Below are 12,309 nucleotides of genomic sequence, written 5' to 3' on the forward strand. Positions count from 1 at the left end.
GTTTCTTATATATATTTATAATGTCTTCTTTTGATAAATCAAAAATATTAGTTACAAAAGTAATTGCTTCATCATTCTCATCAAAACACATAATTTCTCTATATTTATTAAAGGTTAAATTTCCGCCGGGCGTTGAGCCCATTATTACCTCAGTATCATAAATATCTTCATTTATATTTGAGTCTAAAAATTTTTCCTCCATTACTATTGAGTTTTTGACTCCACGAGTAACAAATTTAAATCCATTTTCAGTAAGTTTATCATACCATCTATAATCGTAATATCCCCTATCAAACACATATATACAATCTTTGTCTCTAAACATATTATCAACACATTTTCTATCATTAATATTACCTTTAACTATATTTATGTGTTCAGGATATTCGCCATTAAACATTGTACTAATTTTCATTACTGATTTTTCGTCATCAAATTTAAGTGATGGAGCTAATTTTAATGCTGTTACGATTACGCTTGAATCTATGATTCTAAGCGGAGGAAAATCTTTAATTAGTTTATATTCTCCAAAACGCTTTTTAGCTTTAGATATAAGATAATAAAATATATCTTCAAAAATCCGACTATCTCTAGATGCATTCTTTCTACTAAATTGAGAAACACTTGGTATAATAATAAATTTTTTCAATTTATTATTATGAGATATTTGAGTTTGTAACTCTCTTAAACTTTTACAGTTCATAAAATTAGAATAAAGTAATGCATATAAATGTGATTTGGTATCAAAATGCTGACTTCTAAAATTTCCATCATATTTTGAAATAACTCTTTCTAGAAAAGTTCCTTGAATTTCCGCTATTAATTTATTAAAAACTAATTTATTATTAGTATTGGACATAATAAAAAACCTCCATGTGAATAGTTTATAGCAAGACTATTAAATCACATGGGGGTTTATTTTTTTAGTTGTAAATTATTCCTTAGACATAGTACATTCGTGTCAACAAGTAAGTTTTACTTAGATGCAACACTAAAAATAATTTAACACCTAATGAATATAGAAAAAAGTATGCAAAATAAGCAGCTAAAAATAGCTGCTTATCTTATCAAAACCAATTTATCTTTTATAATTCTTCACCATTGCTGCCAATTACTTTTTTGTACCAATAGAAACTCTTCTTTCTTGATCTATCTAAAGTTCCAGTACCATCATTATTCTTATCAACATAGATAAATCCATATCTCTTTTTCATTTCTCCAGTTCCTGCACTTACTAAATCAATGCATCCCCATGGAGTGTATCCCCATAATTCAACCCCATCTCCAATTGCTTCCTTCATTTGTTCAATATGAGCTTTTAAGTAATTAATTCTATAATCATCATTAATAGAACCATCAGCTTCTACTGTATCTACTGCACCTAATCCATTTTCAACAACCATCATTGGAATTTGATATCTGTTATAAATTTCATTTAAAGTAGTTCTTAATCCTACTGGGTCAATTTGCCATCCCCAATCACTAGCTTCTAAGTATGGATTCTTTAATCCCATTGATAAATTTCCACCTGTAGTTTCAACATCTGGATTGTTACTTACACAGTTTGTCATATAGTAACTAAATGTATAGAAGTCTACTGTTCCATTTTTAAGAGTTTCTAAATCGCCTTCTTCCATTTTAATTTCTACATTATTTTCTCTAAAGAAACGTTTAGCAAATCCTGAATATGCACCTCTAACTTGTACATCTCCACATAAGTAATTTGAAAACTCTTCTTGTTGTTGTGCTAATAAAACATCTTCAGGACTACAAGTATATGGATATAATTTTCCAAATGCAATCATACATCCTATTTTAAAATCTGGATTTATTGAATGTCCTAATTGAACAGCTTTAGCACTTGCAACAAATTGATGATGTAAAGCTTGGAAACATTCTTGATAGTGATTATTTTCAGATGCGCCAAATTTTAATTCTCTTATATCATCAAACATTACTCCAGCACCCATAAATGCTGCTGCAGGTCCATGAGTTAAAATATTTATTTCATTAAATGTTAACCAATACTTAACTACATCCTTATATCTATTAAATATAGTTTCACAATATCTTAAATAGCAATCTATACTTTCTCTTCCTAACCATCCATTCCATTTTTTTGTTAATCCAAATGGTGTTTCATAATGTGATATTGTTACTAATGGTTCTATATTATATTTTTTTAATTCAGCAAATACATCATCATAGAATTTTAAGCCTTCTTCATTTGGTTCTAATTCATCTCCATTAGGGAATATTCTTGTCCAATTTATAGATAATCTAAAAGTCTTGAATCCCATTTCTGCAAATAGTGCTATATCTTCTTTATATCTATGATAAAAATCAATTGCCTCATGGCTTGGATAATATGTTCCTTCTTCAAGTTCAGGAGTTATTCTTCTTGCTGTAGTATGTGTTCCTCCTGTCATAACGTCAGATGTACTTAAACCTTTTCCACCTTCTCTATATCCACCTTCAAATTGGTTTGCAGCAGTAGCTCCTCCCCATAAAAAGTTTTCTGGAAATTTAATATTACTCATAAATAATTCCTCCCTTTATTCCACTCATTAATTAATTTATTTATTCTCTACGATCTTATTTTATTCATATATTGAACTTTTGTCAATACAATAATTCACATTCAGTTCATAATAAGAATCATTTCCACACTTAGAATTCAAATGGTTCATTCTGAATTCTGAATTTATCTATACCTTATTCCCGCTAAAAAACTTATATTTCTCATATTTTTTGCACAAAAAAAAGCTGATAAATCAGCTTTTCATATTTATCTAATATATTATTTTTGCTTTTCCTTCTTCAAACTTAATTTCTGAATTTGTTATAATTGTAGCTTCTGTAAAATCACCATAGGTGTAGAATTTTCTTACATTGAACTTTGATTTATCAGCTAATATATAGCACTTATCTGATGATTTTATAACTGCCTTTTTAACTTCTCCGTCTTCTAACATCATTGTAGTAAATCCACTTCTTGCATCTATTCCCATAGTCCCTAAAAAGGCTTTATCAAAGTTCATAACACTTATCTTATTTACCATATCTTCGCCCATAATTAAGTTCTTTTCTGGCTTTGCATAACCACCTAAAATATAAGTATTTATCCCTTTTGCCATAAGCTTTTGAATATGCATTATTCCATTTGTAACAACTGTTATCTCTTTAGCTTTTATATAATCAATCATATAAAAACATGTTGATCCTGAATCTATAAATATTACATCATTATCTTGTATTAAACTTGCTGCTTTTTTAGCAATTATTATTTTATCTTCCTTATTTGCATTAAATACTTCTTGAAAATCCATTGGAAGTATTGCATCTACTTCTTCTATTGCCTCAGCTCCACCACGAACTCTCTTTAATAGCTTTTTTTCTTCCATAGCTATTAAAGTACGTCTTACTGTAGATCTTGATAATTGAAATTTTTCCATTATTTCATCTATTGAAGCATATTTTTTTTCTTTTACAAACTCTGAAATTTCTATCCATCTATCTATAAGTACCATTTTATTCACCTTACTTATTTTTTATTCAAACTGTTCACTATATGAACAAAATGGTAACATTCTTTCATTTAGATGTCAATACACTTATTGTCTATGATTTTTTAACTACTTAATAAGTACATTATACCATAGCCTTATCTTTTCAAACTTCATACTTTTGTCCTTTTAAATTAATTATTTAAATATTATTCTCTATCATATCTTAAAGATAATATAAAAATACTGCCCACATTTTATAACCGTGAACAGTATTTTATAGCTATTTACTACTTAAATCCTCATGCATCTCTATAATCTCAATAGCTAAATCCTTTATAGTTTCAGCACTAATTAATTGATCCTCAGCATGCATAATTATTAAAGAAAATTCTAATTTTTCTCCAGCTGCTTCTTTTTGTATTAAGCTTGTATGACTATGATGTCCTTGTAATAAAAACTCTTTTGCTTCTTCAATTTTTTTATTAGCCTCTTCATAATTACCTTTTCTAGCTTCTCTAATAGCTTCAATGGCCAATGATTTTCCCATTCCTACGTTACTTATTATTTCAAATGCTACTAATTCTAAACTTTCCATTTAAACTCCACTCCATTACTATAATTATTTAATTAATTCTAAAGCACTTTCAAGAACTCCTTTTCCATTCATAGTTCCATAAAATCTCATATCAATAACCTCTACTGGAATTCTTCCATTAGCCATTGCTTCTATTTGTGGCTTTTGGAATCTAACTTGTGGCCCAAGTAAAACTATATCCACTGTATCTATTACATTTTTACATTCTGCAACTGGTAAAGCTTTAATATTAACTTCCACTCCCATTCCCTTTGCTGCCTCATTCATTTTATTAACTAAAAAACTTGTTGACATTCCTGCATTACATACTAATAATATATTTTTCATTTTCAATTCCTCCATTTATCTATCAATTTAATTTAAAACCTTTTCAGCTTCAAAAGCTGCTTCTTCTTTACATAATCCTCTATCAGCCATCTTAACAAATGGTATCCATATTAAAGTTACTGTAACCAATAAAACTAATTGTAATAATGCCCCTCTAATGCTACCTGTAACTAAATACCCACTTATTATAGGTGGAGTTGTCCAAGGTAATTGTGCTAAACCTGTTGGCAGTGGTACAAGGTTTGTTACAAATGCAAAGTATGCAATAATAGTTGATATAGCTGGCGTTATTACTAATGGTATAAAATATATTGGATTTAACATAAGTGGAATACCAAATAATGTTGGCTCTCCTATATTAAACGCATATGGTACTGCTGCTATTTTACCAACTTCTCTATACTGCTTACTTTTTGCTACTATTACCAATGCTATTATTGCTCCAATAACACCAATAGATGCAAATGAATTTCTAAAACTTAAACTTATTATATTTGGAGGAACTTCTCCTGCTATTGATGCTACTCTATTTGCATCTTCTAAAACTGTCCAAATTGGATTCATAGCTCCTTGTGATACAATCGCTCCCCCATGAATTCCAAAGAACCATAAAAGTTGTTCAAATAATAATGCTATTACCATTCCTGGTAAAGTTCCACCTAATAGTAATAGTGGTTTACCTACAATTGTATTTATTACTGTAAACAAATCTGAACTCATTGTAATTTCAAGTATTAATCTAACTATATAAAATAACGTTATAGATATAAATGCTGGAATAATTGATGCAAATGGCTTTGCCACTGCTGGTGGAACTGCTGCTGGCATCTTTATAACTATTCCTTTTTGTTCTATTTTTCTATATACCTCTACTGAAACTATAGAAACAATAATTGCTAAAAACATTGCTTGTGCTCCAACTTTAGTCATTGGAATATTTCCACCATTATCCCCGAATACATATGGTGTTACTACTAAAAATGCTGCAAGCGATGTAAGTGTAGCTTGTAATTTATCAGTATTATAATATTTAGCTAAACTATACGTTGCTGCAATTAAAACATATAATGCTCCAACATCCATTGTTGCATTAGAAACATAAATAAGCTTACCTTGCCATACTCCTGCATTTTCAACATTTAATATACTAGTTATAAAATTTTCATATGCTGGAATTGGTATATATGCAATAATTAAAAATACAGATGCTATTATAGTAAATGGAACATATGCTAACATTCCGTCTTTCACTGCAGCTAAATGTCTCTGCTTACCTATTTTATCAGCTACAGGCATTAATTTACTTTCAAGAACTTCTGAAAACTTTCTAAAAAACTCTTTCATTTTATTTCCCCACTTTCCTTTTTTTGTTTAATTTATTTATTTTTTAAAATCATATAAAAGTCTCCATTGTTTCCTTCTATATAATTCGTTTGTAAAGTAATATACTTATCTGAAACTATTACTTGGCAGTTATCTACCCCTTTTGGTATACTAAAACACCATCTTATTTCATCTTTTTCTCTACTCCAACTACTTTTTATTTCTCCACTATATGATTTAAAACTGCATTCATATCTATCTATTAATTCTGAAAAATAAGGATTTAGAATTATTTTATTTGACTTTTTTGCTTCATCAAGAACCCTAATACCACCTAACCCTTCATAATACCAAGATGTATAACTAGATAGCATCGCATGATTATATGAACAGTTTTTCATATTAAATTGTTCTGAAAGTGCTGTTTTGCCACATTTAATCATATATCCTATACTCGGAAAATCATCTTTAAACAACCATTTTTCTATAACTTCGTTATATCCATATTTATTTAATACATCATAAGTCATCATTAACCCAAAAATCCCTGATGTTAAGTGATAATCATTTTTCTTTATGTTTTCTACAAACAGCCTACTTAACTTTTCTGGATTTTCGCAAATTCCCGAAAAAATAGCAAATGCATATCCACTTTGTGTTTTATCTCCATAAGTTCCATCTTGATTCCTGAACTTATCATCAATAATTTTTTTTAATTTAATTAATTCTTCTTCATATTTTTCATAAATCAAATCATCCATTAATTTTGCAAAATATATATTGTATTTTAAGAATAAAACATAAGTACAATGTGCAATTAATTTTTTATCTGGTGTTCCTACCTTAAAATTTTCATAAGTTTCAGGACTACCATGATCCCCTAAACATTTATCTTCTAAACCATCTATCCCAATATTAATTAAATAGTTCATTTGCTTTTTTAAATATTCATATTCATTAACTAATAATTCTTTATCTCCATAATATTGATAACATTTATATACTATATAAGGATAAACAAACTGCCATAATATTGGACCTTCCCCTTGTCCTGTTCCATTAGACTGAATTCCCATATAAGGTGCAGTTTCAGGTATTCCACCATTTTCAGTTTGATCCTGCCTAAAATCTAACATTATCTTTTTATAAAGATCTCTTAAGTCAAACATATATAAATTAGATGGTGCCAATGCAACTATATCACCACCATAACCTAATCTTTCCCTTGCACAATCTTCAAATATTGAATGAATATTATTTAACTTAGTTTTTTGCGCAATATCATATAAGGTATTTAGCCATTCACTTGATGTATTTATATCACCTATAATCTCTACATCTGAATAAACATAAGTTGCTTCAATATCTATTAAATCTTCTTTTGATAATCCACTTATTTCAACATATCTAAATGAATGATAAGTAAATTTATTAGTATATTGATTTAGTCCAGATATAGCTATTATTTCGTCTTGTTGAGCTGCCATTTTAGGTGCTCCAGCTCCACCAGTAAATGTTATATCTGCTTCTTTTAAATACATACCAACATGTCCAACTAATGTAGAAGTACAATCAACCTCATTGCTATCGTTTACATCTTCAGCATAAATAAGTTTAATATGTTTTCCTTCTATGCCTTTAAATGCTATATTAATGACTCCTGATAAAGTTTCTGTAAAATCAACTAGTAAATTTCCTCTACAATTTTCTATAATGCTTGTGGGTTTTAACGTTCTTTTTCTTTTTATTTTAGGAATATGACTTAAAACTAATTCACCCTTTTTGCTATTATCTATAATTGCTTGAGTCCAATCATCATCATCGAAATCAACTAAATTCCAATTTTCTTTGTATAGTCTATTATCTATTCTTTCTCCTAAATATAAGTTATTAAATATTAATGGACCATCTCCAACCTTCCAACTTTCATCAGTTGATACTATAATTTCATCTTCATTATTTTGTATGTTGGCTATTATTTTGGGTTCACCAATTCCTCTTAGTTTATCTCTCAAATTATATTTTCCAAATAACTTTAATGGTGATGGATTATACATTCCATTCCCTAACTCAATTGCTATTATATTATCTCCATTAGTTAATAAATCTGTAACGTCATACTTATCGTAATATATTGTTTTATCATATTGTGTCCAGTCTGAATTCAATTCATAATCACCAACACGCTTTCCATTAATGTATGATATATAATAACCAAGACATCCAATATTTAAATAATATCTTTTATTTTCTTTATTAAGTTTAAAAACTTTTCTTATTAATGTATTGGGATTATCTTCATAATAATCTGACGTATCTTCTTTGTATTTTCTAGGTACCTTTGAAATCCAGTCTCCTTGAAAATAAGTCTTCTCCTGCCTCATTAAATTCCTCCCATTATATACTTATTTAAAATTAAATTTCTAAATAATTTATATTTTATTTCTCTGTTCATTTATATAATATTACATATTTTACTAGTTAACTATGCTTATAAACGTCACACTAAAGGAACTATTTCTGACATATGTTATACGTTTACTATAATTCTATTTATTTTATAAAAAATAAAAGAGCATGATAAACTCTTGCTCTTTTACTCATATACCTATTATTTAAATATAAGCTCTCCATTCTCAATATTTCTTTCGTAATTTTTAAAGAAATTCCAAATATATTCTGCTTCGGGCTTGTAATTCCAATGTGCTAAATCCTTAACTGCTGCTAATTCCATTACTACTCCATTTTCATTTGATAATGTACCTGTATACATATCCTTATCCCCTAATTTGGTCCATTGCTGATTATCCAGTCCAATTCCATAATATTCATTTTTACTCATATCCATTTCAGTTACTTCTAAACCATTTATCTTTTGGTATGCTTGTAATGAACTAAAAATATGAGTATTTTCATCCTCATCCCAAACTTGATCTCCATATAAATATTGAGTTCCATATTGGCTACTTCCATCTACAGGTATCATTTGGAAGAAATCATAATCTCCACATATATATAATAGAGGTACTTCCCCACCAGTATAATTTTCTGAGATTTCTGCTACTTCCTCTGCAAATACATTAACACCTGATACAATTCCTACAGCTGCAAAAACATCACTATATTTTGCACCTAATAAAAATGATTCTGCTCCACCAATTGAAAGTCCTGTTAAATATATTCTTGAAGGATCTATTTGAGGGTATTTAACCTTTAAATCCTTAATCAAATTCATAACACCTTCCTCACCTAATCCATCACATCCAAAAAAGTTCACTTCTTTGTCTTGCCATTCAGGAGCTACCATAATAAAGTTTTCTTTAGCAGCTAATTCTGGCCAACCTGTTGAATCACCTTGTAATCTTGGGTCATTTTGATTACCATGTAAATTTACTATTAGGGGGACTGATTCATTTTCACTTTCATTTATAGAATTAGGAACATACTCAAACCATGTATATTTGCCACTCATTCCAGTAACACTTTCATCAATCATTTGATTATAAGATATATCTAAATCCTCAAATATAGGAATTTCTATTAAATCATAGCTATCAGTTACATCTCTTGCACTAAGATTATAAAATTCAGATATATCATTATGTTGACGATAATTTTGTGAAAAAATACTTTCCCATGCATTATTAAAGGCTTCAGATAAATCCTCCTCTTTACTTGATACTGCTACAGCTTGAAGTGAATTATCTTTATTTCTATAAATAGTATATTTATCACTATTTTCTTCTTCTGTCGCCTCATTTATATGCTTATAAAATGCTTGAACATTCTCATTTGAATTACTTAAATATGCTGGAACTACATCATTTTTTTCTAAATTTTCATTTATCTCTCCACCATAAAGCATCATTCCAGCTACAAAATAACATGATTGTGATATATAATTATTCACAAAAGTACTACCTTCATCTATACCAATTACTTTTACATTTTTAACTCCTATACCTACTAAATCAATAAATGCTTCCTTGTCATCATTTCCATATCCTTCTTCATTTAATGGATTTACTACATAAACTTGTGCACCCCATTGTTCTAAATTATTTATCATATTTAGTTCTTCCACAATTTTATTTGCTTCCTCTTGAGTTTTACTTCCTGCAAAAATATAATAAGTAGGTATAACTACATCTGCCCTTGTAGGTGTAAATCCATCTTCATATGCATTGTAATAATAATAGTTAGTATCTGTTCCATCCTCATTCTTTGCTAACTTTAATTTACTTCCATCATTTAATACCTGAGCCTGCTCACTACTCTCAATATTGTTTCCACTAGTATTAGTAACACTATTCCCACAACTGATTAACCCCATAGTTGTACTTGTTATAGTTGCCAATAGAATTGAAATTTTAATCCACTTTTTTATCATTTTCCTCAAACTCCCTTTATTCTAAAATTGAATTACTTAGTTTATACCCACAAAACGTTTTCACTTTTTTATATAATTAAGCATTCATTAAATTTATAATATTACATAAGAAGATAACACTCTATATTTATAACCGTCATAAAGCACAAACCTTTTCTGACATATTTTTGTAAACATTTTAATGACAAGCCTGTAAAATATATGTATTATATTTATATAATCTTAAATTTTATAAAAGGGTGATTTGGTATGAATTTAAAAGATATAAATTATTATTTACCATTAAATAATATTGAGCTTACATATAAAGATATTTTTTTTAATAATCCTAATTTTGAATTTGATAAACCTAAAATTCCCCAAACCATTGATTCATTTTTAGAAAAACTAAATTTAGATGTAAGTAAATTGAAAGATCTAATTAAAATCTCCTCTAAAAAAGAATCTATGACTGAAACTTTATTTCCTAAAGAAAATGATGTTATTATTAGTAAGCACCTTAGATACAGTCCTTGCTTCATTCATTCACATAGTTTCTTTGAAATTATATTCGTGTTAAACGGTTTCTGCAGTAATGATATAGGAAATTATAATCTAAAGCTAAAAAAGGGTGATGTATGTATAATAGCCCCTAATACTACTCATGCTCTTAGTATTTTTACTGATGATTGTATAGTTTTAAATTTACTAGTTAGGTCAAGCACTTTTGAAAAGTCATTTTTTGAACTAATTAAATCTAATGATATATTATCAGCATTTTTTTCTCACTGCTTATATTCTAGCAAATCAGAATCTTATTTATTATTTACTAATCAAGATGACATACATAGTATTAATTATGCTTTAGAAATGTATGAAGAGTTTACTAATGATTTGAGATATTCTGATAGAATGTTAACATCTATGATGTCTTCATTTTTTATAAGACTTCTTAGAACTGATCCTAAAAATATAATAGTTCCAAATCCTGTTGGAACCCATACTGATAGAAATGTAATGTATATTTTAAATTATATATTAAGTAATTATAAAGAAATATCTTTAAAGCAACTTTCAATTAAGTTTAATTATAGTGAGAGACAAATGGCACGTATATTAAAAGAGTACACTGGTAAAACATTTATAAATATAATTCAAGATATTAAGCTTCAAAATGCATGTGCTCTTTTGAAAAATCCTGATATTTCAATTAATAAAATTATTGATTCCGTAGGTTATTCTAATAGTACTCACTTCTATAAAATTTTTAAGAAGTCTTATGGAGTTACTCCTATTGATTACAGAAATAATAATATTAATTTCAATTAAAAATAAATGGATATACATCTATTATTGTATATCCATTTATAATTACACAAATTTCACAAACTTTTAATAACATTTTTTTATATTCCATTGTCATATGTTTTTATACTTTTTTTCAAATGATTTAAGCCCTCTATAGTGTTTATCTATAGTTTTAATTAACTTTGCTGGAACTCCACCAACAACAGTATTAGAATCAACATCCTTAGTAACTACCGATCCTGCTGCGATAATCGCATTCTCCCCAATAGTTACCCCTGGAACAACTGTCACACTAGCACCAATCCACACATTTTTCCCAATAATAACTGGTGCCGGTTTCATACCACTACGTAGTTCTGGTTCAAAATTATGATTAAGAGTTGTAATTACAACATTATGCCCTATTAATGTACCATCTCCAATACGAATTCCCCCCTGATCTTGGAATCTACATCCTGAGTTAATAAATACATTTTTACCAACATTAATATTCTTTCCACAATCAGTATAGAAAGGTGGAAACATAGCAAAACTATGATCCACCTGTTTACCTATTAATTTAGAAAACAATCTACGGATTTCTTGTGGTTCATGATAAGAATTGTTTAATTCACATGTAACCTTCATAGCTTCTTGACTAAGCTCTATCATATATTTATGAACTTCCGATCCACCCTCTATATTTAATCCACCATTCATATAATTTAAAAATTCATTAAGTTTCATATTTTAACTTGTAAAAATTCTATTTTTAACAATAAAATTTCTACAATGCCTCCTTATTCATTCTACTTCATCTATACACATATATTATATGACTCAACACTTATATATAACTAATACTTATATCAAATACCTATATATACTTTAATGATTAT

The 12,309-nt window shown here is 28.1% G+C and carries 10 protein-coding genes; 1 reads left to right on the forward strand and 9 read right to left on the reverse strand.

The window, feature by feature from the left end; all coding sequences use genetic code 11:
- The 8 genes from ABUA17_RS12005 to ABUA17_RS12040 form a co-directional block, all read right to left on the reverse strand.
- Positions 1-859: IS4 family transposase (locus ABUA17_RS12005; RefSeq protein ID WP_349819617.1), on the reverse strand; the 859-nt coding region annotated here is incomplete at its 3' end.
- Positions 860-1,085: 226 nt separating this feature from the next.
- The gene (locus ABUA17_RS12010; RefSeq protein WP_042397727.1) at positions 1,086-2,540 is read right to left on the reverse strand and encodes a glycoside hydrolase family 1 protein; all 1,455 of its coding nucleotides are present in this window, start codon (positions 2,538-2,540) and stop codon (positions 1,086-1,088) included.
- Between the two features lie 252 nt (positions 2,541-2,792).
- On the reverse strand, positions 2,793-3,530 hold the full coding sequence (locus ABUA17_RS12015; RefSeq protein WP_055291255.1) for a DeoR/GlpR family DNA-binding transcription regulator: 738 nt from the start codon (positions 3,528-3,530) through the stop codon (positions 2,793-2,795).
- A gap of 259 nt (positions 3,531-3,789) precedes the next feature.
- Positions 3,790-4,104 carry a PTS sugar transporter subunit IIA gene (locus ABUA17_RS12020; RefSeq protein ID WP_042397734.1) on the reverse strand — a complete coding sequence of 105 codons (315 nt, stop codon included), beginning with the start codon at positions 4,102-4,104 and terminating at the stop codon, positions 3,790-3,792.
- Positions 4,105-4,128: 24 nt separating this feature from the next.
- Entirely contained in the window at positions 4,129-4,431 is a 303-nt protein-coding gene (locus tag ABUA17_RS12025) for a PTS sugar transporter subunit IIB (RefSeq protein ID WP_042397737.1), read from the reverse strand.
- A gap of 27 nt (positions 4,432-4,458) precedes the next feature.
- On the reverse strand, positions 4,459-5,775 hold the full coding sequence (locus ABUA17_RS12030) for a PTS sugar transporter subunit IIC (protein WP_055291257.1): 1,317 nt from the start codon (positions 5,773-5,775) through the stop codon (positions 4,459-4,461).
- A 32-nt stretch (positions 5,776-5,807) separates the two neighbouring features.
- Complete coding sequence (locus ABUA17_RS12035; RefSeq protein WP_055291259.1) at positions 5,808-8,138, reverse strand: family 78 glycoside hydrolase catalytic domain; 2,331 nt, start codon at positions 8,136-8,138, stop codon at positions 5,808-5,810.
- Between the two features lie 227 nt (positions 8,139-8,365).
- Positions 8,366-10,144, reverse strand: coding sequence for a CE1 family esterase (locus tag ABUA17_RS12040; RefSeq protein ID WP_207743374.1), 1,779 nt, complete (start codon positions 10,142-10,144; stop codon positions 8,366-8,368).
- Positions 10,145-10,393: 249 nt separating this feature from the next.
- Here ABUA17_RS12040 and ABUA17_RS12045 point away from each other — a divergent pair, with 249 nt between their 5' ends.
- Positions 10,394-11,452, forward strand: coding sequence for an AraC family transcriptional regulator (locus tag ABUA17_RS12045; protein WP_055291263.1), 1,059 nt, complete (start codon positions 10,394-10,396; stop codon positions 11,450-11,452).
- Positions 11,453-11,542: 90 nt separating this feature from the next.
- Here the strand turns inward: ABUA17_RS12045 and ABUA17_RS12050 are convergent, their stop codons facing one another.
- On the reverse strand, positions 11,543-12,157 hold the full coding sequence (locus tag ABUA17_RS12050; protein WP_055291265.1) for a sugar O-acetyltransferase: 615 nt from the start codon (positions 12,155-12,157) through the stop codon (positions 11,543-11,545).
- Positions 12,158-12,309: the final 152 nt, after the last annotated feature.

Origin of the sequence: Clostridium sp. RTP31139st1_H3_RTP31139_211217, assembly GCF_040227035.1 — a bacterium.
GTDB classification, from domain to species: Bacteria; Bacillota; Clostridia; order Clostridiales; family Clostridiaceae; genus Clostridium; species Clostridium saudiense.